Source organism: Thalassobacillus devorans, from assembly GCF_011761345.1.
GTDB lineage: Bacteria > Bacillota > Bacilli > Bacillales > Halobacillaceae > Thalassobacillus > Thalassobacillus devorans.
In genome coordinates this window covers 346250-369121 of record NZ_JAASRY010000004.1, presented here as the reverse complement: position 1 = coordinate 369121, position 22872 = coordinate 346250, and the positions used below count along the sequence as shown (strand labels likewise).

The following is a 22872-nucleotide window of genomic DNA, read 5'->3' as shown; positions in this document are numbered from 1 at the left end:
GAAGCGGTGGATATCCGTTTTTGGATTAGTCTTCCTTCTTGCTGAAATGAATAGTATTCCAGATAAATACAGGAACCATCAACTTTATGATGGTTCCTGTATTGTTTATTTTTAACATAAGGTATGATAATATATGAGACTGCAAAATAACGCCAAAGGGGAAATCCCGATGATTTATTTAGATAATAGTGCTACGACGAAACCGTATCCAGAAGTAGTCGATACCTTCCAAAAAGTAGCGGAACAATATTATGCCAATCCTTCCTCCATCCATCGCTTTGGCAGTGAAGCTGAACGGTTATTGCTGCAATCCAAAAAGCAGGCTGCCCAGCTGCTAAAAATAGCAGCTGAAGAAGTTATTTTCACATCAGGTGGCACGGAAGGGAACAATATAGCTATTAAGGGAATCGCATTGGAGCACCAAAATCGAGGGAAGCATATCATTACCAGTCAAATTGAACATCCTTCGGTCCTGGAAGCATGTGCTTCTTTAGAGAAGCTGGGCTTTGAAATAACCTATCTTCCTGTGACAGAAGCAGGAGAAGTGCGTTTGGAAGATGTGAAGGAGAGTATTCGTCAAGATACCATCTTGATTACAATCATGTCTGTTAATAATGAGCTGGGGACTATCCAGCCGATATATGAAATAGGACAAGTAGTGAAACAACATCCAAAGTTGTTTTTCCACGTGGATCACGTACAGGGGCTGGGTAAATTAGAACTAGATTTTTACGAGTGCGGAATCGATTTATGTACCATGTCCGGTCACAAGATTCACGGGTTGAATGGTACTGGTGCTTTATTTATAAAAAAAGGAACCAGGCTATTTCCTCTTCATCATGGAGGAGGTCAGGAAGGCGCATACCGTGCTGGTACAGAAAACCTGCCTGGTATTGTCTCTTTTGTGAAAGCTCTACGCTTAATTATGGAACAAAAGCAGACAGAACTCTCCAACTTAAAGAATTTGAATCGCCGCCTCCGGGAAAAGTTGGAACAAAATAGATTTGTGATCATCAACTCTCCTAAGGATGCTGCACCGCATATTGTTAATATTTCTGTCCCGGGTTTTAAACCGGAAGTGGTGATTCATGCACTTGGAGAAAAGAATATCTTTATCTCCACGATGTCAGCATGTTCCTCCAAACGAGCCGATCAAAGTGCCGTGCTGGCAGCATGTCGCCTAAGAGAAGACAGGACGACAAGTGCATTGAGAGTCAGTTTGTCTTATCACACGACACAAAAGGAAATTGAAATATTTGGCTCGGAGTTAGCTAATGTTTTAACCGAATTAAATAAAGTAATGGGGTAGATAAAAATGGAATTCGATCAAATAATGGTGCGGTATGGTGAAATGGCACTTAAAGGTAAAAACCGCCATAAATTCGAACAAAAACTACAAAGCAATCTCGCGCATAAACTGAAAAAGTTTCCTCTTGCCAAGGTGAAAAAAACGAGAGACCGTATGTATATCCTTTTGAATGGGGAAGATCCATATGAGGTAATGCAGACATGTCAGGAAGTCTTTGGCATTCAGAGTCTAAGTTTTGCCCTTCGTACCGAGCAGGATGAGGGGAAAATCAGGGAAGCAGCATTATTTGCTTTTCATGATGCTAAGCAAGCCAGCACCTTCAAAATCTCTGCTAAGCGAACCGATAAGACATTTCCGATCAAGTCCCAGGAAATGAATCAATTGCTAGGAGCGCATATCCTGAAAAATACGTCAAATGTCACGGTTGATGTTCACCAGCCGGATGTAGAAATAGTCGTGGAAATACGTCAGGATGCTGTCTATGTAACTTCAAAGAAATATCCGGGTGCTGGCGGTCTTCCTGTCGGAACAACCGGGAAGACCTTATTGCTTTTGTCCGGCGGAATCGACAGCCCTGTTGCTGGATATCTTGCCATGAAGCGTGGAGTAGAGGTCGAAGCGATTCACTTCCACTCTCCTCCTTATACTAGTGAACGAGCCAGACAAAAAGTAATGGATCTGGCCCAGGAAATGACCAGATTCGGTATCAAAATGAAAGTGCATATAATACCTTTTACAAAAATTCAGCAGAAAATTCATCAGGAAATGCCTGAAGGTTACAGCATGACAATCATGAGGCGTATGATGCTTCGAATAAGTGAGGCTGTAGCAAAGGAGCAGGACATTCTTTCTATGACAACCGGCGAAAGCCTCGGTCAGGTTGCCAGTCAAACAATGGAAAGTATGAGTGCCATTAACGATGTTACAAATTATCCTGTCATTCGACCGCTCGTAGCCATGGATAAATTAGATATTATATCGATATCCCAAAAAATCGGCACTTACGATATTTCCATTCGTCCATATGAAGACTGTTGCACGGTTTTTGTGCCGAAAGCTCCTAAGACGAGACCAAAGAAAGAAAAAGCTCGCGAGTACGAATCTGCAGTCGATTTCTCTGAAGACATAAAAGAAGCGGTGGAGCAAAGAGAATTGATAGAACTGAAGCTGCAAACCGAGCTGAAAAGTGAAAATGAATTCGAAGATTTGTTTTAAGCGCTGATATTACAGCTTTTAACCTACTAGCAACAAATACCAGCAAGAGGTTTGAATGAAAAAAATCCTCGTTACACATGATAGAAGTAACGAGGAGGTGAAACAACATGGCTCAAAACAACAACTCAAACCAATTGCTTGTACCTGGTGTACAACAAGCTTTGGATCAAATGAAAACTGAAATCGCTCAAGAATTCGGAGTTCAACTTGGTCCTGACTCAACTTCCCGCGCTAACGGTTCTGTTGGTGGTGAAATCACTAAGCGCTTGGTTCAACAAGCTGAACAGCAATTTGGTGGTCAACAATAACTAATTAAATATGTATGGCAAAAAGCCTTGCTGGCCAACAGCAAGGCTTTTCTTAATAATTTGCCCTGTTTAAGTTTATTTACTTTAAGTATTCAATAAAAGTGCCGAAAAGTCGAAGACTTCATTTCGAGGTATTTTGGGATACGTTACCAAATCCAGAGAAGGGCGGCTGGGAAACGGTTCGCTTTCCTGTGGGGGAGCCGCCGAGCCTCCTCGGTCGTTTCACGCCCTGCGGGGTCTCGTCTGGATCCTTCTCCCACGGGAGTCTCACCGTTTCCCCGCCACCCAGCTGTCATGAAGGTTAACGTACCCGCGAAATATCGAAGGCTCTTTGCATTGTAATTTGCATAGAACACGCTTGTTCCCATTTCATAGTAATCATTACTGAGGAATAGCGCTTCCGTTACACACATAAATGGAAGGAGATCCGGGAAATTGCGAGACTCCAATGGGAGAATAGTACATGGTGAGATCCCGCAGGGCTTTAAGCCCGAGGAAGCTCACCGTACGCCCATGGAAAGCGAGTAATTTCCCGGACCTCCCAACCGTTACTGCCGTAACGGAAACAACTTATCTCGAAACTGAGTCTTCAGTATAAGGGAGCTTTAATGGAAAAAGCAAAACTTATACTAAAAGCCAGTCATTCTGTAGTCGCAATCTTAACTATTCAACATATTAGTTGTAAATAGTTGATGTATGAGCTGAGAAAGACGAAAATAAGGTAAGGAAAAAGATGAATTTATAGTATACAATGAGTGGAAAGAAGGGAGATAGGATAATGGCCGAACTATGGTATGGAGGCAAAATTTATACGATGGCGCAAGAGAACGACTGGGTAGAAGCAGTAGTTACCGATAAGGGAAAAATTATAGCGGTAGGCGACAGCCAACAATTATACCGTACATATGGAGATCGGCTTACCAAAGAGTATAACCTGATGGGCCAGGTCATGTATCCTGGCTTCGTAGATAGCCATTTACATATTATTGGACATGGAGAGCGGCTGCAGCGGCTTGATTTGTCGTTTATGAAGTCCGCTGAAGAAGTAAAGTGGGCGTTAAAACAGCACGCAGAGCAGGTCCCTAAAGGCGAATGGATCATAGGGGAGGGATGGAACGAAAATCAATGGAGTGACCAGCGGATTATCTATAAGGATGAACTCGATGATATTACAAATGACCATCCTATGATGTTGACACGAATCTGCCGTCATGCACTGCTGGCTAATTCTAAGGCAATGGCACTTGCTGGGGTTACAGCAGCTACAAATGATCCTCAGGGCGGTCTGATTATCCGTTCGGATGCAGGTGAACCCCTTGGTTATTTCCATGACCAGGCTCAGGAGCTGATCAAGCAGGCGATGCCGGAAGTCACCCCTCAATATTTGGAACGGGCTTTGACATTAGCAGTAAATGATATGCATCGGCATGGATTGGTAGGCGGACATACGGAAGATTTAAATTATTATGGGGGCTTCCAAAAAACATTTGATGCCTTCTGTAAAGTCATTGATGGAAAAGAACTGAAATTCCGGGCACATTTACTTGTCCATCATGAGGTAGTGGAAGATATGCATGACAATGGATATCAATATAAAAGCGGTACAGATTTTGTGGAATTAGGAGCCATGAAGATCTTTTCAGACGGTGCCCTTGGTGGCAGGACGGCTTGGCTGTCGGCGGCGTATGCCGATGACCCATTGAATGAAGGAGTAGCTATACACGAAAAAGCACAGTTAGAAGCTCTTGTCCAGCAGGCAAGAAAAAAACGAATGCCAGTGGCTGTACATGCGATTGGTGATCAGGCTGTAGAAACAATAGCCGAGATTCTCCACGCCAACCCACTGGATAGCGGGGAAAGAGACCGGGTTATCCATGCGCAAATATTACGGGAAGAACTATATGATAAGCTGACAAAGCTGAATGTTATTTTAGATTTACAGCCGACCTTTGTAGCCTCTGATTTTCCATGGGTCATCGAGCGAATTGGAGAACACCGGCTGATACATGCTTATGCATGGAAAACATTGCTAGATAAAGGAATACCTTGTGCCGGTGGCTCGGATGCTCCGATTGAAGAAATAAACCCGTTATTAGGCATCCGTGCGGCAGTAGAGCGCAGAGCAAGCTTTGACCAGAAAATATATAATGCCTCCCAGCAGCTTTCCATGTATGAAGCGATTTCTCTTTATACAAGCGGGAGTGCGTATGCTATCCGTCATGAAAATGATCGAGGCAAAATAAAAGAAGGCTACACAGCAGATTTCACTGTGTTAGATAGGGACCTGTTTACGTTAGCTCCCCATGAAATAGGCGATACAAATGTAACCATGACGATTGTAGACGGGGATGTAATGTATCAACGGACATAATTAAACGAAAGCCTGACACAGGGAGATGTGTCAGGCTTTGTTTTTGTATTAAAGTACTTCACCCTGCTCCAGCACTTACGTTTTGGCTTAAAGGAATGTGCGCTGGACGCGGTCCCAGAAGGTGTTATCTTTCATTTTAACGGTTTTGATGACATGGTCACTTAATTGGATGGATAACTCCTTGATGTTCCTGATAGAGAATGCTTCGTTGTCCATCCCAATGATCGGATAGTCATTTCCATCCTGCTGTACTTTAAGTTTCAATGTGCGTTCATTGCCAAGGACAAATGGTGAGCCCAATGTGCGGTAGCGGTTATTGTTTAAAGAAGCAAGTTCGCTGACCTGGAAACATGGGAGCCTTGGATCGATGACAGCTCCTTTGGTTGATTTGTTATAACCTGTACTTCCTGTTGGTGTTGAGACTACCAGGCCATCACCTCGGAAGGTTTCAAACTGGCGTCCGTCGATGAATACATCAATCACGATCGTCTTGATTAATGTTGAACGTACACTGCATTCATTCAAGCAAAGCATGGTAGACTCATTATTGACTGTAGTTTCTATGACGGGAAATCTTCTTACTTCCAGGTCGGCATTAACCATGGAATCGACCATTTTATCAAAGTCGTCGATATTGAAATCACAATATAGGCCTGCCTCATCTTCTCTGCGAATACCTACATACAAGCAGTCCTGCCGGAAACCAGTTTTCCTGACAGCTTGCAGGAACGTTCCATCTCCACCGACGCTGACAATAATATTGGCGTGCTTTGGGTCCTCTAATATAGTAAAGCCATTCTCTTCTGCTAAACGAAATAAAGGCTTAAGTTTTTCATCGAGCTCCTCATTAGGTGGGTAATAAAAGTATAGATTCTGTCTGTCATTCGCCATTATGTATGCCTCCCTCTACATGGTAATCCTTATTTTATCATCTCTGACTGTGAAGTGGAAATGCTAAGAGAGATGGTGCCTGATTAAAAATTAAGGTAAGTTTAAGCAGGATAGAATTTAAAGATTGGCTATAATAACTTTGGGGAAAATCTGAGTTTTCTTTAAAATATTGATGATAGATGTTTATTAGGATGGTCATCTGAGGATACTAGTATGCAGGTGAGGCTCATGAAATGGATTTTGATTGGCTTGATTGTGTTAACTATCATTGTGATCGGTTTACTGTTCATGAAGATATCATTACGTTTTCATTTAAAAATATTGCCGGAAGATAAGCGTCTGACTTTAGTCGCTTATTTCGGCTTTCTTCCTGTTTTCCGCCGCCAAATTGATTTTTCACGGATAGTAGAAAATGAAGAAGAGTGGGCTAAAGTGGAAAAGAAAGCAGAAGAAATTTGGAAGGATAAAGTTTCGGAAGGGAAAGCAAAAAGGAGCCTTTCTTTCTCCCAGGTTATGGAATTGGGAAGTGTCATAACCGTACATAAAATGGATAGTATCATGCGTGTGGGCACCGGAATGGCTTCAACGACAGGATCCTTGGCAGGAGGGTTGATGGCTCTAGGGGCTCTTCTGGAACAGTTGCTCGACCAATTGTTTATCATAAAAAAACCAGCTAAATTCCGTGTGGAACCGTCGTTTCAAATGCCCTGTTTCCATGTGCTTGCCGATGGTATATTTTCATTTCGTCTGGGCAAAGCTATATATGTGTGGTTACGATACGTGAACAGAAAAGCTGAGTAAGCGAGATGACAAGCAGGAGGTAATAACATGGATGAGCATCCGATTCAAGGTCTGATGACCACAGCTATGGATAGTCTTAAAGAAATGATTGATGTTAATACAATTGTAGGTGAACCGGTGGAATCCCCTGATGGAAGCATCATCATTCCTGTGTCAAGGGTAGGCTTTGGATTTGCTGCCGGTGGCAGTGAGTTCAAACCTAAAAGCGGAAGCGACCAAGGGCAGGACAGCGGCCAGGGTCAATCAGATATGGAACTGCCATTTGGAGGTGGAAGCGGGGGCGGAGTCTCTATCACCCCGATTGCATTTCTTGTAGTCAGAAAACAAGGAGTCCAAATGATCCATTTGAACGAACAGACCCACTTATATGAACGAATGCTTGACTTGGCACCGCCAGTAATTGAAAAGATACAGGAGATACTGCAAAAAGGTAATAAAGGTGGAAGCCAGCAGGAATCAAGGTCAAGACGTTCTTCTTCCGATCTTTTATAGGTTAATATTAGACATTGAAACAAACTGCCTTCATAATAAAAGATAGGCAGTTTTTTTATGGGGTAACTAAATTTTAATTCATGCAAGGAGGACGATGAAATGGCTTCAATTACATTTAAAGAAAACCCGGTTACACTAGTTGGAGAAGAAGTAAAGGCAGGGGACAAGGCACCTGATTTTAAAGTACTGGCAAATGACCTTAGTGAAGTTACTTTGAATGATTACCAGGGCAGTGTGAAATTGATCAGTGTAGTCCCTTCTCTTGATACTGGAGTTTGTGCGGAGCAGACGCGTCGTTTCAACGAAGAAGCTACCAGCCTGGGTGATGTCAAAGTTTTGACCATCAGTATGGATTTGCCGTTCGCTCAAAAGCGCTGGTGTGGTGCGGAAGGTATCGAGAATGTTGATACGTTGTCAGATCATCGTGATGCTTCTTTCGGCAAGGCGTATGGTGTATTAATCGAAGAACTGCGTCTCTTGGCTCGTGCCGTGTTTGTTGTAGATTCTGAGAATAAAGTCACCTATGCAGAGTATGTCAGTGAAGCAACGAACCACCCTGATTATGAGTCAGCGATCGCTGCAGTCGAACAAGCTAAGTAAGTTGACTGCCATTACACGAAAATGTATGATCGGAATGTAAATAGGATATCGATTGAATCAACATGGCGCATTTCTAAAAATGAATGCGCCATTTGCTTGTTTATAAACTTTGAATCATAGGAAAGTGCAGGGGTAAAGTAAGGAGGAGACGTTTTATGGACCATAAACATGTAGAAGAACTCTTTGAATGGATTGATGAAGCGGCGACAGCTATCGAATATCAGGAAAACAGCACATATTTAGAAGCTGTTGCAGGTGCCCTGGATGTTTTATTTCATCATGCTCCCTTTGATGATATGGCTGATCTGTTAAAACAGCAACTAGAAAAGCATTTAAAAGACATTGAGCTGAACAAGTATGAAAAAGAGGAAATCCGGAAAGCGACACAGCTTGCAATATTAAAAGGGATGAAGGGAGCCACTCAACAGCAGCACCTTATCACCCCCGATACGGTGGCTATGTTTATGGGGTATTTAACCCAGCGTTTGTTTCCTGGTGAAAAGGAATTACGGATTTTCGATCCTGCCTGCGGTACTGCTAATTTGCTGACTGCAGTATTAAACCAGCTGGATAAGAAGGTTGCGGCTTATGGAAGTGATGTGGATGAAACGCTGATGAAGCTGGCCCTGGCAAATGCTAACCTTCAAAAGAGTGAAATAGAATTTTTCCATCAGGACAGCTTGCGGCCGTTTCTGTTAGAGCCAGTCGACTTTGTTTTAGCTGACCTTCCTGTTGGTTATTATCCTGATGATGTACAGGCGAAAGAGTTTACGTTGCACGCGGAGGAAGAACATTCTTACTCTCATCATTTATTCATCGAGCAAGGGCTCAGGTATACAAAACCAGGCGGATTTTTGATGTTCATCATTCCTAATTTTTTGTTTGAGAGTGATCAGGCACAGCAGCTGAATGAGTTTCTCAGAGAGCATGCCCATATTTTCGGGATGCTTCAACTGCCAGAAAGTCTATTTAAGGAAGAAAAACATGCCAAAAGTATCCTGATTCTGCAAAAAAAGGGAGAAGGGACTAAAACGCCGAAAGAGGCTTTGCTCGCGAAGCTTCCTTCCTTTAAGAATCATACCGCAATGGCTGATATACTGGGTCAAATCAATCAATGGTTTGAAAAAAATCATTCTTCCTAATTATGAGAAAATAAAGATTTTCTTGCGTAAACGTTACCATTCACCCTTGTATCTTGAAAATGTCTACGCAGGGTGATTAAATGGTAGTGGAATAAAACAAGAGAGCCTAATTTAAGGGGATGAACAACCTTGAGTAAAATCATAGCTATTAATGCCGGCAGTTCTTCATTAAAGTTTCAACTGATGGAAATGCCGGAAGAAACTGTAATCACGAAAGGCCTAGTTGAGCGAATCGGCATCAACGATTCTATCTTTACTATAGAAGTGGGCGGCGAAAAAGTAACGACCACACAAGATATTGCTGACCATGCAGAAGCTGTCAAAATGCTTTTAGAGAAATTAACTTCTACAGGTATTATCGATTCTCTGGATGAAATCGATGGCGTAGGTCATCGTGTTGTCCATGGTGGAGAGCGGTTCAGTGATTCCGTTCTGATCACGGAAGAAGTCATTAAAGAAATTGAAGAAGTTTCTGACTTGGCTCCACTTCATAATCCGGCGAACTTAACGGGCATCCGGGCATTTAAACAGGTACTCCCGGGAGTACCATCGGTGGCCGTATTCGATACAGCTTTCCATCAAACAATGCCAGAACAATCATATTTATATAGCTTGCCGTATGAGTATTATGAAAAGTATGGCATACGTAAATATGGCTTCCATGGTACTTCTCATAAGTACGTTTCCGAACGAGCGGCTGAAATGCTAGGTCTGCCGATCGAACAACTGCGTGTTATCTCCTGCCACCTAGGTAACGGAGCGAGTATAGCAGCAATCGAAGGTGGAAAATCCATCGATACTTCTATGGGATTCACCCCATTAGCTGGTGTAACGATGGGAACGCGCTCCGGTAATATCGATCCTGCCTTGATTCCTTATATCATGGATAAGACAGGCAAAACAGCTGCGGAAGTGATGAACGTATTAAATAAGGAGAGCGGGATGCTTGCGCTATCCGGTTTCTCCAGTGATTTACGTGATATTGAGGAAAAGGCTTCTGATGGAGAAGAGCGTGCGGAGTTGGCCTTAGAAGTATTTGCAGCACGCATCCACAAATATATTGGTTCTTATGCATCCCGTATGCACGGAGTCGATGCAATCATCTTTACTGCTGGAGTAGGGGAAAACAGTACAGCGATTCGTGAACGTGTCCTGAAAGGGCTGGAGTTCATGGGTGTTTACTGGGATCCTTCCCTGAATAAAGTCCGTGGAAAAGAAGCTTTCGTAAACTATCCACATTCACCAGTTAAAGTCATGATCATCCCAACAAACGAGGAAGTTATGATTGCACGTGATACGGTGCGTCTATCCAGTTAATCTATAACCAGGTATCCAGCTCTTAAAGGTTGGATACCTGGTTTTCTTATATATTAAGAAGTTTAACTTTGTTAAGGGATTAAGAAATTACTAAGGCTTTCGCTATAAGGAATAGGTTGTAGCCCGGTTTTTTTAAATTTAGCAGATTTTCTTTTTTCTCCTATTCAAGCTAGAATAAGAATAGACATGTAAGAGAGGATGGGAGGAAACAGGATGAGTGACAGAAAAGTGAGCAAAGACATCCAACTGTGGAAAAGACAATATACCGATTACCAGCCCAACGATTTTGAGCGGATGTATGATGCCTGGGTCAATCAGACGTTTGAAAATATCGATCCAAGGTGGAAAAAGCTATTTTTTAGTAATTTGGATAATTACTTATTCCATACCCATGCCTTCATCCAGGGCACCTCTTTTCAGAATGATGCAAGAGAGCGCATCATTACGGTAGGGCGGGTGTTTGATTCAAAAATTGAACAAATTTCCGACTTGGACGTTTTATCAGTCGATCGACTTACATATATCGCACAACAGCAGATCTCGCGAATCCGGCTTTATTCTTTCGCTCAGGGCGGCCTTACAGGAACAGGCGGGTTGTTATTATTCGGAATTGATTTTCCATTAATGATGGGGATGAACCTCAGGGCTGTACAGATGATTGGGTTGTCCTTTGGTCATGAAATGAACCACCCATACGAAATGATGCTATCTCTACGGGTCTTCCATGCCGCAACCTTGCCGAAACGAATGCAGAAAAAGGCGTGGGATGAACTTATCAAGGAAATAAGAAATGATAGACATCCCTATGTGTTTGAAGGTACAGACGAGCTGACTAATGAATCTTGGCTGGAGCAGCCACTTAAGCAAGTGTTTAAATCTTTGTTTATCATGATGTTCCGTAAGAAAGTGATCCAGGGCCTTCCGTTAGTCAGTGTGGGAGTCGGGGCAGTAGTCAATTATCGTTTAACTCGAAGGGTATCTGAATTCGCTCTAAGATTTTATCAATATCGTTATTTATTAGAACAAGGAGGTGGGGAAAACCATGTCCGTTGAACAACATAAAGATGAAGCAAAGCTCTCTATCAGCTGCATGGTTATTACAGTCAGTGACACAAGAACAAAAGAAACAGATAAAAGTGGGAATTTAATGATCGATCGCCTGACCTCACATGGACATCATATCGTTGATCATCGAATAGTGAAAGACGAGGGACAAGCGATAAGAGAAGCGGTTAGTGATGGTTGTGAAGACCCTGAAGTGGAGGCGATTCTGACAAATGGGGGAACAGGGATTGCCAAACGCGATGTGACAATTGAAACAGTGGCTGCCCTGTTTGATAAAGAAATCACCGGCTTTGGGGAAGTGTTCCGTATGCTTAGTTATACAGAAGATATCGGATCAGCCGCTATACTCTCCCGTGCGATCGCCGGTGTAAGCGGGGATACTGCAATTTTTTCGACACCCGGTTCGAGCGGAGCGGTGAAATTGGCGATGGATAAGCTGATCATTCCTGAACTTAGCCACATCGTACGTGAAATCCAAAAAGATATCTAAAATTAACCCTGCCTCTCTTATTTGATAGGCAGGGCTTTTTCGTTGTTTTTGGATGATGTAATGTGAGGGTTCGTCCGGTACCATATCCATAAGTCATTGATAGTAGAAGCAAACTCACTGATTTGATTGTTCAAACGACAGGATGCTTCGAAATCCTCTTCGCGGTTAAGTTTATAAAGACATTGGTCTATTTCTCTCTCCAGCTCCTTGACTCTATCCGGTATTGCTCCCCTATGATTTTCCCATTCAGCTAATATAATTGCCTGTTGCTCAATGGAATAGGAAGAGAATGATCGTGGAAGTTCCGGTACAGAAATCCCGAGCCGTGAATCATAGGTAAAAAAATGTTCCATAAAGTCTCCAATCCATTATTTTTGTTCTGGCATCCGTACAACCAGTACATCACACTTGGCATATCGGGTAATATGTTCCGATACACTTCCGATGAAGAAACGTTCCATAGCATTTAACCCGGTAGCTCCACAGATAATTAAGTCTGCTTTGTATTTAGGTGCCACATCTTTTGCGATTTTTATTTTAGGTGAGCCATATTCAACATCGATTATGACATTTTCAACTCCTGCTTCCTTCGCTTTATCCTGATATTCATCCAACAGCTCTTTCGCGTAACCTTCCGCGCGAATAGCAAGAGACCTGTCATAGGCTTCCACTGTGGCAAATGCGCGTGTATCGACTACGTGGGAAAGAATCAGCTGGGCATCATTTCGTTTGGCGATATCTATCGCTTTATTAAAAGCGTATTCAGCAGCGTTAGAACCATCAATAGCTACCACAATATGGCTGTATTCAAATGACATAGGAAACGCTCCCTTCCTTTTTATACTTCTATTATAACATGCAGAATGTTATTAATGTAAACGTTGTCAGTGATGAAAATATACACTTTTGTGAACATTATAAATGGAGGTGATATACATGAAAGAAGATCAGAAACAAATTAGACAACCAGAGGAAACCCCAGAAGAAGGAATTAATGAAAGCTTTCAGACAGGAAATATTGAATTTCCCCCACGTAATAAAAAGCAGCATAAGAGTGACAGACATCAGAACCCCGAATCGGATTGAATCAGAGGCAGCATGGCATGGTATTTTCATGCTGCCTTTTGGTTAAGAATGCGTCACATGTGAACCATTTTCCCTTTATGTAGTAAAGTAGAGGTAGAGTGTACAGTTTATCATCTCGAGAACAGCGAAATGTTGGGATATTTACATAAAAAACAGCTGATTGTCAAAGACTGAAGGGGGAATCGTTATGCGCCATGCACTGATTACGGCCGGGACAAAAGGACTGGGTAAAGTAGTGACTACACGTTTCTTAGAAAAGGGACATTCTGTAACGGTTACCTATCGTACTGACCGCATCAAAGCCGAACAGCTTTTGGAAGAATGGCCAGAGGAGCACAGCCGTATACAGATTATCCAGGCCGACGTAACAAAAAAAGAAGATCTGATCAGGCTCGTCCAGGAAGCCGTGGACCGTTTTGGGAGAATTGATTATTTGATCAATAATGCGGGGCCTTACATCTTTGAACGTAAGAAATTACTCGATTATACACAAGAAGAATGGGATGCTATGATTCGTGGCAATCTGGATGCCTCCTTTCATTTATTTCAACAGGTTGCTCCTTATATGAGAAAGCAGCAATTCGGTCGAATCATCAATTACGGGTTTCAAGGGGCTGGGGCAGCTTCAGGATGGATCTATCGTTCCGCTTTTGCAGCTGCTAAAGTCGGACTGGTTTCCCTGACGAAAACGATAGCTTTTGAAGAAGCGGAAAATGGCATAACATCCAACATGGTTTGCCCAGGAAATATTACGGGGAACATGAAGGAAGCAACAATTGCAGAAAGCCGCAAAGACCATGATGAACATACTCCTATAGGCCGGTCAGGTACAGGAGAAGATATCGCCCGTACCATCGAATTTTTATGTGATAAAGACAGCGACATGATAACCGGAGCGGTATATGAGGTGACCGGAGGACTGGATGTCATCCACCGTCATCGATGATGGTGAAAATTATGTCGATTTAAAATGTAAATAATAAAGATTTTTGTTACAATGTAAAGGCTTACATTTGTGTCATCTATCCACTCGACACAAATAATGGTATAGTGATTGTGAGAAGGTAAGGACAAGAGTCCTAGAACAATGGATTGGGAGGTTAATGAACATGAGAATCGGAGTACCCAGAGAGATAAAAAACAATGAAAATCGCGTTGCTATGACTCCGGCCGGGGTTATTTCTTTGACAAATGCCGGTCATGAAGTGTATGTGGAAACAAATGCAGGAGTAGGCTCTAATTTCACGGATGCGCAGTACATAGAAGCGGGAGCCCACATTGTCGACACAGCTAAAGAAGCCTGGAGTCAGGAGATGGTCATGAAGGTTAAAGAGCCCCTTCCTGAAGAATATGATTATTTCTATGAAGGGCTTATCTTGTTTACGTATCTTCATCTGGCTCCAGAGCCGGAATTGACAAAAGCATTGATCGACCGTAAAGTGGTCAGCATTGCTTATGAAACGGTCCAATTGGATAATGGCTCGCTGCCACTATTGACTCCGATGAGTGAAGTTGCCGGTCGTATGGCTTCCCAGATAGGCGCACAGTTTTTAGAAAAATTGCATGGTGGTAAAGGTATTTTACTTGGAGGTATTCCGGGCGTTCGCCGCGGCCGTGTGACCGTAATCGGCGGGGGAGTTGTGGGAACGAACGCTGCCAAAATAGCGATGGGACTCGGTGCCGATGTCACCATCATCGATTTAAATCCAGAACGTTTACGACAATTGGATGATATATTTGGGTCCGAAATCAATACATTAATGTCAAATCCATTGAATATCCAGGAAGCCCTTGCGGAATCGGACCTGGTAATCGGAGCTGTCTTGATTCCTGGAGCGAAAGCCCCGAAACTAGTTACTGATGAAATGGTGCAGTCTATGATGAAAGGTTCTGTTATCGTAGATGTGGCAATCGACCAGGGGGGTATTTTTGAAACGACGGATCGAATCACGACACATGACAACCCAACATATGAGAAACATGGGGTTGTCCATTATGCTGTCGCCAATATGCCTGGGGCAGTTCCAAGAACATCTACAATAGGATTGACCAATGTCACTATTCCCTACGCGCTTCAGCTGGCCAACAAAGGATATCGTCAGGCTTGTCAGGATAATAAAGCATTGCGGAAAGGAATCAATACACTGGATGGTTTTGTCACGTACCGTGCAGTTGCTGAAGCTCATCAGCTGGAATACTCAGATGTTGAGGCATTGTTAATGTATAATTAAGGGAGAACAGCGAGGAAGGTTCAAACTTTCCTCGCTGTTTTAGATAGCATAAATATAAAAATTTTAATAAAAAATGAAACGTTCTTATTATCACTCCGTATATAAAAGTGACACAGCGTTTTTTAGGAAGGAGAGGTGAACGGTCTGGGATTGTTATCACGTTTATTTTCAAATAAAAAAGCGCAAGTTCCAAAAGTGAAAGAGCGAACGCCGCTGAATATCCAAGTGGGAGATATCGTGAACTATGAGCTGGTGGATTATGAAGTGGTGGGAAAAATCACTTATAGGGAACATGCCTATGAATGGTTTGGTTATCAATTGCTTGAAGGACGCTCCACAATTTGGCTTTCAGCTGAAATGGACGATGAATTAGAGCTGGGTATTTATCGTACTATCAAACTGCCCGTCTCTCAGCCTTTCCCGAGCAAATTGGAATATGAAGGAAATGCTTTTCATAAGGATAGCGGTGGGCAGGCAAGAGTAGTAGGTGAGGGAAGAAGCAGCAACGTTAATGGGCAAATGATCCAGTATGCCGATTATATTTCAGAAGATGAAAAAGAGTATCTTAGTGTGGAGGCTTGGGGCAGCGATACAGAAGTGAGTCTGGGTCACGATATTGAGCCGTATGATATTAAAATTATAGCAGGTTCCCATTAATTTAAAGGAGGAGTTTGAAGATGTTCCAATTTTTCAAACGTATGAAGACGGTTGTTAATTCAGAGTTGAACGCGATGCTGGATAAAGCGGAAGACCCAGTGAAAATGCTGGATCAGTTTATGCGCGACATGGAAAATGATATCCGTGAAGCGGAGAGTGCTGTTGCCAAGCAGATTGCAAACGAGAAAATGTTGAAACGGAAATATGATGACGCCCAGGCACTTGTCGATAAGCGAATGAAGCAAGCGGAACAAGCGATCGAAGCAGGGAATGAAGATCTTGCACGACGGGCACTGGAAGATAAGAACAGTCAACAGGAGCAGGCGGAGCAGCTGGAGGCATCCTGGGAACAGGCAAAAACAGATGCAGACAGTCTGCGCGAAAAGCTTGACGAAATGAAAAAGGAATACCAGCAGATGAAATTGAAGAAAGATTCTCTTAAAGCTCGTTCTGAATCTGCCAAAACCCGTACGAAGATGAATCGTACGATGTCCAATATCGGCGGAGATGACTCTCGCCAGGGTTTCGACCGGATGGAGGAGAAAGTACTCCAGCAAGAAGCGGAAGCAGAAACGAGCGAGGATATGTCACAGGCCAACCGTTCGCTGGACGATGAATTTGAAGCTTTGGAGAAAAACGGAGTGGATGATGAGCTGGCGGCCTTAAAGAAAAAAATGGGCAAAGAGTAACCCACTTACTGAGCATAGCTATGACAACAGATAATGAAGCTATGGTAGAAGGGTCTGACTCGAATAGTCAGGCCCTTCTCCGTTAGTCCATGAATCTCTCTCCAGAAAGGAGGACTCGATATGAAGGATTACCTGGTATTGTTTGGCTTTGGTATTATTGTGATCGTCTTGTTCATGAATGTCTTTGGCGGTAATGACGAGAGGTCAAGAGGGATTACCGGGCCCCTATCTAACGAGGAACGTACATATGATGAGTTACCAGATGAACAGGCAAAAACAGATATTGTATCCGCGATGGAACAATCCAGCCCAGAGGATGCTGAGGAAATGGTCAGTGAACATTTTCCCCTGATTGACACTGTACGTACCGATCAGGGCATTTCCAAAGTATATGTAACCAGGAAATTCACCATACCTGAACTTGCCGAGCTGCTTTCTGAAACGCTTGAGCCGGAAGAAAAGAGTGAATTTACCGATAATAAACAAGTGATTGTATATCCGGATGATTTTGTAATTATGAAAGAAAGTGAAGAAGAGCCTGGAGTGGTGTTCATAGAACTGGCGAATGATCAATTCGTACGCAATCATTACTCCCCAGGTTTCTTTAGTGGACTCCTGACTTATGCCGTGTTGAACCGAATGCTGAACTCTAATAATTGGGCAGAGAAACAGGCTGGGCGTTGCCGAGCATCCAATGATTGTTATGGAGGGTACTCGATGTACGGTGGATACCGTTCAGGTGATACAGGTACATTTCGTGGTTCGTCGGGACGCGGTGGAGGACCTGGCACAGGAAAATAATTATCTAGGAGGTTGAATTATGGGACCATTCATTGCTACTTTTGCTTATTTTGTTATTGCCATTATTGTTGTATTGGTCGGCTTGGCAATTTTTGAAGTGATCACGTCCAAGTATAAAGATTGGGACGAAGTTAAACAGGGTAACACTGCAGTTGCGTTATCGATAGCCGGAAAGATCGTTGGAATTTGTATCATCCTCTCATTTGCCATATATCACAGTTTGACACTGTGGGATACATTGATTTGGGGTGCTTATGGTGTGGCGCTGCAAATGCTTGCCTATTACCTGTTTGAATTTTTCACCCGAAAGTTCTCTGTCGAAACCATGCTGAAAGAAAACAATATAGCAGTCGGCATCATTTCAGTAGGTGTATCGATCGGTTTAGCCTTCGTTATCGGGGCATCAATCACATAAGCCTTCGTCTCGGGCTGCCTCCGCTTAGGCGGTGCAGCTCTTTTCTTTATTTTTATTTTGGCTCTGTTAAACTTTGTTGTTGATTTTCATAATAGGCTTATTCCGCAATAGAGCCGAAAAGTCGAAGGCTTGATTTCGAGATGATTGTGAGAGTTTTGGGACGTTGGGGAAGGATTCGCTTTCCGCGGGGAAGACGGCAAGCCTCCTCGAGCTAAAGCTCTGCGGGGTCTTGCCAGTCTATCCTTTCCCGCAGGAGTCTCACCCTTCCCCCACGCCCCTTGCCATATAAGATACTCGAAATCGTGTTTGGAAAGTCCAGCCCTATTTTGTGATGAGAATCCAATTACATTGGTAAATTGACCATATATTCTGTACCAAAAAGCACTCTATTTCTGATGGAAGTTTCGAGAAACTAACGAACGTATGGTGGCTGGGAAAACGGTGAGACTCCTCGAAAATGCTACGCATTTCCTTCGTGCGGTGTCTTTTCGAGGAAGTATTTCAAAGTCCTGTGGGATGAACATGATCGGTGAGATCCTGCAAGGCGAAGCCTGAGGAAGCTCACCACATGCCCACGGAAAGCGATCTGTTTTCCCAGCCACCATAAACGCTACCTAACGTCTCGAAACTGAGTCTTCATCAATTGGGAGCTATTTTTGTGAAATCAACACGGAGCTTTAACAGAGCATTTATTTTAAGAAATTTTAACTTTGTTAAAGGATTAAAGTATAAGATAAACTAAGGCTTTCGCTATAAGTACTTGGCGACAAGCCGAGTTTTTCTAAGGGCATTCGGAGTGATTAACTATGAAACAAGAAGCTGTCAAACAGAGTCATTTCATATACTGGGCTTCTGGTATTGTCTCCATTTGCGGTATCATTTTTGAAGTTTTATTTGGCGCGTTAGGTTCCTACATACTTGGGGATGGAGTCAAACAATATACATTGACTATCAGCCTCTTCTTAACAGGCATGGGGATTGGGGCTTCCATTAGCGAAAAGGTGATGAAGCGACTAATTGTCGCTTTCATCTGGATAGAGTTCATGGTTGCTTTAATTGGGGGCTTTTCCAGCTTCATTATGTTCGGAATGACGGCTTTTGCACCAGACGGGACAGATGCTTTATTTTTATACACTGTGACTTTGACCATCGGGGCACTGACGGGGCTTGAATTGCCGATTCTCATAAGAAAAGCGAATGAGATTGGGGTAGAACTAAACCGGAGTACTGCCCGCGTATTATTTTCTGATTATGCCGGTGGATTAATTGGGGGTCTGTTATTTGTTTTCTTGTTGAGACCACAATTAGGTATGGTTAAAAGTGCATTCTTTGTAGGGCTTATCAACTTGACAGTAGCTATGGCTGTGCTTTATTTATTCCGTAAAGAAATCTTAAAGCTGAAAATTCACCTGATTTCCGGGTTGGGAATAGCTATACTCCTGATTGCAGGATTGTTTTTTGGAGAAGAAATGGCTTTTTCTTTTGAACAGAAGTTATACAAGGACCCTATTATCTATTCGGAAAACAGCGCCTACCAAAAAATTATCCTTACCAAAGAACAAGGGGACACCCGTCTTTATCTCAATGGATCGCTGCAGTTCAGTTCTTTTGATGAATATCGTTACCATGAGACCCTTGTTCACGTACCGATGGCTGCAGCTGAAGATGCTAAGCGTGTGTTAGTGCTGGGTGGGGGGGATGGCCTTGCGGTCAGGGAGCTATTAAAATATGGCGAATTAGAATCAATCAACCTGATAGATTTAGACCCTGCCATAACCGAGCTGGCTAATAATAATTTTCATTTGCTGCAGCTGAACCAGGGGGCATTAAAGGATAACCGAGTAACTGTGCGTAACGAAGATGCCTTTGAATATTTGGAGAAAGACGGGACATTTTATGATGTCATTCTCATTGATCTTCCTGACCCGAATAATGAGAGTCTTAACAAATTATACACACGTGAATTTTACTCTTTAGTAAGAAATCATCTGCGTCCGGGGGGAGCAGCAATGGTACAAGCTACAAGTCCTTTGTTTGCGACAGAAGTCTATTGGACGATAGATGAAACAATCCGTTCAGCCGGGTTAGAAACGGAAAATTTTCATGTGGATATTCCGAGCTTTGGGAATTGGGGGTTTGTCATGGCATCCCGGGATCCGATTAATTTATCTGGACTAGACTTTACTGTGGAAACCGAGTTTCTGACCGAAGAGCTGCTTTCTGCATTTACGGTGTTTGGAAAAGATGAGGACAGGGAAATATTCAATCGGAAAGGGGAAAAGGTTTCCCTGAAACCGAATACATTGATCGACCCTCATTTAATTGAAAAATACGAGCAGGCTTGGGATAATTACTAAGTGAGGTTTTAGTAAATTCTACGAACGAAGGAGAGGATAGTGTGAAAGCAACATATCATGGTCATTCAGTCGTGAAAGTGGAAGCGAATGGAAAAACAATTTTATTCGATCCGTTCATTTCTGAGAATGGAAATACGGACCTTAATGCCGATGAAGTTAAAGCAGATGTGATCCTGTTAACGCATGGTCATAACGATCATGTTGGGGACACGGTAGATATAGCTAAGCGTAATGACGCCTTGGTAGTAGCGCCTTTCGAACTGGCTACTTACCTTGGTAATAAAGGTGTGAATGCGCATCCGATGTATATCGGCGGATCTCATGAGTTCGATTTTGGGAAAGTGAAGTTTACTCAGGCATTTCACGGGTCTTCTTACGCGGAAGAAGATGGAACGATCGTTTACACTGGTATGCCAACTGGTATTTTATTGACGGTTGAGGGGAAGACCATCTTCCATGCGGGTGATACTGGATTGTTCAGTGATATGAAAATGATTGGTGAAATGAATGATATCGAGTTGGCGTTCCTGCCAATCGGAGATAATTTCACTATGGGACCTGACGATGCACTAGTAGCAGCGAAGTGGCTCGATGCTAAACAGGTTGTGCCTATCCACTATAACACCTTCGATTTAATCAACCAGGACGGAAAAGCATTCGCAGAAAAAGTTAGCCCGGGTACAGGGAAAGCATTGGAAGTAGGCGAATCTATTGAACTATAAGTAAGACATTGAACCGTCACTCTACACGAGTGGCGGTTTTATTATGGGATAATAAGCATGGCGGATTTACCAATGAATATGCGGAGCTTGGATTTTCTGTAAAAAATTGCAGGAAGCCTGTATCATCTGTATAATAACAATTAGCTACATAAACACTAGTACAGTTAGAAAGAATGGTGAATGACAATGGCTACGAAACATGAACAGATCCTGCAATTTATTGAATCACTTTCTGTGGGCAATAAAATATCCGTACGCCAAATCGCGAAAGAATTGAATGTAAGTGAAGGAACCGCCTACCGAGCGATTAAAGAAGCGGAAAATCAAAGCCTGGTAAGTACAATTGAGCGGGTGGGGACAATCCGTATCGAAAAGAAGAAAAAGGAAAACATTGAACGCCTCACCTTTGCGGAAATTATCAATATAGTTGATGGTCAGGTCCTTGGGGGAAGAGAAGGGCTTTATAAAACGTTGAATAAGTTTGTCATCGGCGCCATGAAACTGGAAGCGATGATGCGTTATACTGAAGCAGGGTCGTTATTGATTGTCGGTAACCGTACGAATGCCCATGAATTAGCGCTAAAAGAAGGAGCGGCTGTGTTAATTACAGGTGGTTTTGACACCGAGGAACGCGTCAAGAAGCTTGCGGATGAGAAAAAACTCCCGATCATTTCAACAAGCTATGATACGTTTACCGTAGCTGCAATGATCAACCGCGCTATTTATGACCAGCTGATTAAAAAAGAAATCGTCCTTGTCGAAGATATCTACACTTCATATGAGCAATCTCATTACCTTAAAACAACAGATTCCGTTCAAAACTGGCATGAATTAAATGAGGCAACCTCTCACAGCAGATATCCAGTAGTCGACGCCGGTAACCGGGTAGTAGGGATGGTCACGTCTAAAGATGTAATCGGAAAAGACAGAATTCTGGGTATTGATAAAGTGATGACAAAGAACCCTATGACCGTTCAGACAAAAACTTCCTTAGCAAATGCCGCTCACATGATGGTTTGGGAAGGTATTGAAATAATGCCTGTAGTTGATCAGCATCATAAGTTGCAGGGCCTGATTTCAAGACAGGATGTATTAAAAGCTCTCCAGCATATCCAGCGCCAGCCTCAGGTGGGTGAAACCATAGACGATCTGGTTAGCAAACAAGTAGAAGTTCTCGCCGAAGAGGGTAATGATATGCTGTTCCAGGTAGCTGTTACACCGCAAATGACCAATCAGCTTGGCAGCCTTTCTTACGGAGTATTTACTTCTCTAGTTACAGAAGCAAGCAGCAGATTGCTTCGCAAGTATAAAAAAGGTGATTTGGTAGTGGAAAATTTATCCGTTTATTTCATTAAACCGGTACAAATAGAAAGTGTTATTGAAATCAAACCACATATCATGGAAGTTGGTCGTAAATTCGCGAAGGTGGATGTGGAGCTTTACCATGAAAAAACATTGGTTGGAAAAGCTTTATTGATGGCTCAGCTAATCGATCGATAATAATAGAAATCTTTGTTATATTTTGAGGGATGGATGTAAATTAGACATAACATTAAAAAAAGGCAGTGCGAATATGCGCTGCCTTTTCGATCGATATCAGTTCGATACTGCTGCCTCTTGTTTTTGATATTCTTTTTTATAATGGCGTGAACTTTTAAAACCGGTATACATTTGCATCCCGCCTAGAATGAGAAATATGATCCCGATATATAGGGAAAGTTTTGTACCATAAAAAAGGTATTGGTTGATCCCGAAAAAGAATACGAAGCTGCCCAGACAGATACGTGCTTTTCCATTGAAATATAATTGTGTCAATCTGTCCCTGGTCCGGGTAATGTTCACTTTATAATAAATATATAGAACGAGTGATACCAGAATCAAGGTAGAAAATATCAACATGAAATCTACTCCCT

The 22872-nt window shown here is 42.7% G+C and carries 25 protein-coding genes; 21 read left to right on the top strand and 4 right to left on the bottom strand.

The genetic code is table 11. The features are described from left to right. The first annotated feature begins 169 nt into the window (after positions 1–169). From FHS45_RS14995 to FHS45_RS14980, 4 genes are all read left to right on the top strand, one after another. Positions 170–1309 (top strand): cysteine desulfurase family protein, encoded by a 1140-nt coding sequence (locus FHS45_RS14995; protein WP_062447358.1) that lies wholly within the window; start codon positions 170–172, stop codon positions 1307–1309. 6 nt (positions 1310–1315) lie between these two features. Further along, the gene (gene thiI / locus FHS45_RS14990; RefSeq protein ID WP_062447355.1) at positions 1316–2524 is read left to right on the top strand and encodes a tRNA uracil 4-sulfurtransferase ThiI; all 1209 of its coding nucleotides are present in this window, start codon (positions 1316–1318) and stop codon (positions 2522–2524) included. Positions 2525–2631: 107 nt separating this feature from the next. Next, positions 2632–2832: an alpha/beta-type small acid-soluble spore protein gene (locus FHS45_RS14985; RefSeq protein WP_062447352.1), complete on the top strand. Its 201-nt coding sequence runs from the start codon at positions 2632–2634 to the stop codon at positions 2830–2832. 778 nt (positions 2833–3610) lie between these two features. Beyond that, on the top strand, positions 3611–5203 hold the full coding sequence (locus FHS45_RS14980; RefSeq protein ID WP_062447346.1) for an amidohydrolase: 1593 nt from the start codon (positions 3611–3613) through the stop codon (positions 5201–5203). An 87-nt stretch (positions 5204–5290) separates the two neighbouring features. On the opposite strand, the gene FHS45_RS14975 is transcribed toward FHS45_RS14980, so the two are convergent. Next, entirely contained in the window at positions 5291–6094 is an 804-nt protein-coding gene (locus FHS45_RS14975) for an NAD kinase (protein WP_062447342.1), read from the bottom strand. Between the two features lie 228 nt (positions 6095–6322). On the opposite strand from FHS45_RS14975, the gene FHS45_RS14970 reads away from it, so the two are divergent. The 7 genes from FHS45_RS14970 to FHS45_RS14940 all read left to right on the top strand — a co-directional run bounded on the left by FHS45_RS14970 (position 6323) and on the right by FHS45_RS14940 (position 12001). Further along, complete coding sequence (locus tag FHS45_RS14970; protein ID WP_062447339.1) at positions 6323–6895, top strand: DUF2953 domain-containing protein; 573 nt, start codon at positions 6323–6325, stop codon at positions 6893–6895. A 27-nt stretch (positions 6896–6922) separates the two neighbouring features. Next, a complete protein-coding gene (ytfJ, locus tag FHS45_RS14965) occupies positions 6923–7387 on the top strand; it encodes a GerW family sporulation protein (RefSeq protein ID WP_062447336.1) in 465 nt (154 codons plus the stop codon). Between the two features lie 99 nt (positions 7388–7486). Further along, on the top strand, positions 7487–7987 hold the full coding sequence (gene tpx, locus FHS45_RS14960; protein ID WP_062447333.1) for a thiol peroxidase: 501 nt from the start codon (positions 7487–7489) through the stop codon (positions 7985–7987). Between the two features lie 155 nt (positions 7988–8142). Further along, positions 8143–9129: a class I SAM-dependent methyltransferase gene (locus FHS45_RS14955; protein WP_062447328.1), complete on the top strand. Its 987-nt coding sequence runs from the start codon at positions 8143–8145 to the stop codon at positions 9127–9129. 129 nt (positions 9130–9258) lie between these two features. Beyond that, positions 9259–10446, top strand: coding sequence for an acetate kinase (locus FHS45_RS14950; RefSeq protein WP_062447325.1), 1188 nt, complete (start codon positions 9259–9261; stop codon positions 10444–10446). A gap of 213 nt (positions 10447–10659) precedes the next feature. Continuing rightward, positions 10660–11499, top strand: coding sequence for an EcsC family protein (locus FHS45_RS14945; RefSeq protein WP_082412096.1), 840 nt, complete (start codon positions 10660–10662; stop codon positions 11497–11499). Continuing rightward, complete coding sequence (locus FHS45_RS14940; RefSeq protein WP_062447320.1) at positions 11489–12001, top strand: MogA/MoaB family molybdenum cofactor biosynthesis protein; 513 nt, start codon at positions 11489–11491, stop codon at positions 11999–12001. Before FHS45_RS14945 ends, FHS45_RS14940 begins: the two co-directional genes overlap by 11 nt. A 17-nt stretch (positions 12002–12018) precedes the next feature. Here the strand turns inward: FHS45_RS14940 and FHS45_RS14935 are convergent, their stop codons facing one another. Together FHS45_RS14935 and FHS45_RS14930 are read right to left on the bottom strand one after the other, a co-directional pair. Then, positions 12019–12354, bottom strand: a complete 336-nt coding sequence (locus tag FHS45_RS14935; RefSeq protein WP_062447317.1) for a hypothetical protein — start codon at positions 12352–12354, stop codon at positions 12019–12021. Positions 12355–12369: 15 nt separating this feature from the next. Continuing rightward, positions 12370–12819 (bottom strand): universal stress protein, encoded by a 450-nt coding sequence (locus FHS45_RS14930; protein WP_062447311.1) that lies wholly within the window; start codon positions 12817–12819, stop codon positions 12370–12372. Positions 12820–12937: 118 nt separating this feature from the next. On the opposite strand from FHS45_RS14930, the gene FHS45_RS14925 reads away from it, so the two are divergent. The 10 genes from FHS45_RS14925 to FHS45_RS14880 all read left to right on the top strand — a co-directional run bounded on the left by FHS45_RS14925 (position 12938) and on the right by FHS45_RS14880 (position 22459). Continuing rightward, the gene (locus FHS45_RS14925) at positions 12938–13087 is read left to right on the top strand and encodes a hypothetical protein (protein WP_157620212.1); all 150 of its coding nucleotides are present in this window, start codon (positions 12938–12940) and stop codon (positions 13085–13087) included. A 187-nt stretch (positions 13088–13274) separates the two neighbouring features. Beyond that, the gene (locus FHS45_RS14920) at positions 13275–14033 is read left to right on the top strand and encodes an SDR family oxidoreductase (protein WP_062447309.1); all 759 of its coding nucleotides are present in this window, start codon (positions 13275–13277) and stop codon (positions 14031–14033) included. A gap of 163 nt (positions 14034–14196) precedes the next feature. Next, entirely contained in the window at positions 14197–15318 is a 1122-nt protein-coding gene (gene ald, locus FHS45_RS14915; RefSeq protein ID WP_062447306.1) for an alanine dehydrogenase, read from the top strand. Positions 15319–15462: 144 nt separating this feature from the next. Further along, positions 15463–15975 carry a DUF4178 domain-containing protein gene (locus FHS45_RS14910; protein WP_062448085.1) on the top strand — a complete coding sequence of 171 codons (513 nt, stop codon included), beginning with the start codon at positions 15463–15465 and terminating at the stop codon, positions 15973–15975. A gap of 20 nt (positions 15976–15995) precedes the next feature. After that, positions 15996–16664 (top strand): PspA/IM30 family protein, encoded by a 669-nt coding sequence (locus FHS45_RS14905; RefSeq protein WP_062447304.1) that lies wholly within the window; start codon positions 15996–15998, stop codon positions 16662–16664. A 120-nt stretch (positions 16665–16784) separates the two neighbouring features. Beyond that, the gene (locus tag FHS45_RS14900; RefSeq protein ID WP_062447302.1) at positions 16785–17465 is read left to right on the top strand and encodes a DUF4247 domain-containing protein; all 681 of its coding nucleotides are present in this window, start codon (positions 16785–16787) and stop codon (positions 17463–17465) included. 19 nt (positions 17466–17484) lie between these two features. After that, on the top strand, positions 17485–17880 hold the full coding sequence (locus FHS45_RS14895; RefSeq protein ID WP_062447299.1) for a DUF350 domain-containing protein: 396 nt from the start codon (positions 17485–17487) through the stop codon (positions 17878–17880). A gap of 806 nt (positions 17881–18686) precedes the next feature. Continuing rightward, entirely contained in the window at positions 18687–20237 is a 1551-nt protein-coding gene (locus FHS45_RS14890; protein ID WP_062447296.1) for a polyamine aminopropyltransferase, read from the top strand. 41 nt (positions 20238–20278) lie between these two features. Beyond that, positions 20279–20959, top strand: a complete 681-nt coding sequence (locus tag FHS45_RS14885) for a metal-dependent hydrolase (protein ID WP_062447293.1) — start codon at positions 20279–20281, stop codon at positions 20957–20959. A 186-nt stretch (positions 20960–21145) separates the two neighbouring features. Continuing rightward, a complete protein-coding gene (locus FHS45_RS14880) occupies positions 21146–22459 on the top strand; it encodes a CBS domain-containing protein (RefSeq protein WP_181949542.1) in 1314 nt (437 codons plus the stop codon). 96 nt (positions 22460–22555) lie between these two features. Here FHS45_RS14880 and FHS45_RS14875 read toward each other — a convergent pair whose 3' ends face one another. Further along, a complete protein-coding gene (locus FHS45_RS14875) occupies positions 22556–22858 on the bottom strand; it encodes a YtpI family protein (RefSeq protein ID WP_062447287.1) in 303 nt (100 codons plus the stop codon). Between the last annotated feature and the right edge of the window lie 14 nt (positions 22859–22872).

Excerpts from the sequence above, each read along its gene's own strand:
- thiI (WP_062447355.1), top strand. The coding sequence starts at position 1,316 with ATGGAATTCGATCAAATAATGGTGCGGTATGGTGAAATGGCACTTAAA.
- FHS45_RS14890 (WP_062447296.1), top strand. The coding sequence starts at position 18,687 with ATGAAACAAGAAGCTGTCAAACAGAGTCATTTCATATACTGGGCTTCT.
- FHS45_RS14925 (WP_157620212.1), top strand. The coding sequence starts at position 12,938 with ATGAAAGAAGATCAGAAACAAATTAGACAACCAGAGGAAACCCCAGAA.
- FHS45_RS14920 (WP_062447309.1), top strand. The coding sequence starts at position 13,275 with ATGCGCCATGCACTGATTACGGCCGGGACAAAAGGACTGGGTAAAGTA.
- FHS45_RS14970 (WP_062447339.1), top strand. The coding sequence starts at position 6,323 with ATGAAATGGATTTTGATTGGCTTGATTGTGTTAACTATCATTGTGATC.
- FHS45_RS14895 (WP_062447299.1), top strand. The coding sequence starts at position 17,485 with ATGGGACCATTCATTGCTACTTTTGCTTATTTTGTTATTGCCATTATT.
- FHS45_RS14935 (WP_062447317.1), bottom strand. The coding sequence starts at position 12,354 with ATGGAACATTTTTTTACCTATGATTCACGGCTCGGGATTTCTGTACCG.
- FHS45_RS14945 (WP_082412096.1), top strand. The coding sequence starts at position 10,660 with ATGAGTGACAGAAAAGTGAGCAAAGACATCCAACTGTGGAAAAGACAA.
- FHS45_RS14930 (WP_062447311.1), bottom strand. The coding sequence starts at position 12,819 with ATGTCATTTGAATACAGCCATATTGTGGTAGCTATTGATGGTTCTAAC.
- ytfJ (WP_062447336.1), top strand. The coding sequence starts at position 6,923 with ATGGATGAGCATCCGATTCAAGGTCTGATGACCACAGCTATGGATAGT.
- FHS45_RS14980 (WP_062447346.1), top strand. The coding sequence starts at position 3,611 with ATGGCCGAACTATGGTATGGAGGCAAAATTTATACGATGGCGCAAGAG.
- FHS45_RS14880 (WP_181949542.1), top strand. The coding sequence starts at position 21,146 with ATGGCTACGAAACATGAACAGATCCTGCAATTTATTGAATCACTTTCT.
- ald (WP_062447306.1), top strand. The coding sequence starts at position 14,197 with ATGAGAATCGGAGTACCCAGAGAGATAAAAAACAATGAAAATCGCGTT.
- FHS45_RS14905 (WP_062447304.1), top strand. The coding sequence starts at position 15,996 with ATGTTCCAATTTTTCAAACGTATGAAGACGGTTGTTAATTCAGAGTTG.
- FHS45_RS14975 (WP_062447342.1), bottom strand. The coding sequence starts at position 6,094 with ATGGCGAATGACAGACAGAATCTATACTTTTATTACCCACCTAATGAG.
- FHS45_RS14985 (WP_062447352.1), top strand. The coding sequence starts at position 2,632 with ATGGCTCAAAACAACAACTCAAACCAATTGCTTGTACCTGGTGTACAA.
- FHS45_RS14875 (WP_062447287.1), bottom strand. The coding sequence starts at position 22,858 with ATGTTGATATTTTCTACCTTGATTCTGGTATCACTCGTTCTATATATT.
- tpx (WP_062447333.1), top strand. The coding sequence starts at position 7,487 with ATGGCTTCAATTACATTTAAAGAAAACCCGGTTACACTAGTTGGAGAA.
- FHS45_RS14900 (WP_062447302.1), top strand. The coding sequence starts at position 16,785 with ATGAAGGATTACCTGGTATTGTTTGGCTTTGGTATTATTGTGATCGTC.
- FHS45_RS14955 (WP_062447328.1), top strand. The coding sequence starts at position 8,143 with ATGGACCATAAACATGTAGAAGAACTCTTTGAATGGATTGATGAAGCG.
- FHS45_RS14940 (WP_062447320.1), top strand. The coding sequence starts at position 11,489 with ATGTCCGTTGAACAACATAAAGATGAAGCAAAGCTCTCTATCAGCTGC.
- FHS45_RS14995 (WP_062447358.1), top strand. The coding sequence starts at position 170 with ATGATTTATTTAGATAATAGTGCTACGACGAAACCGTATCCAGAAGTA.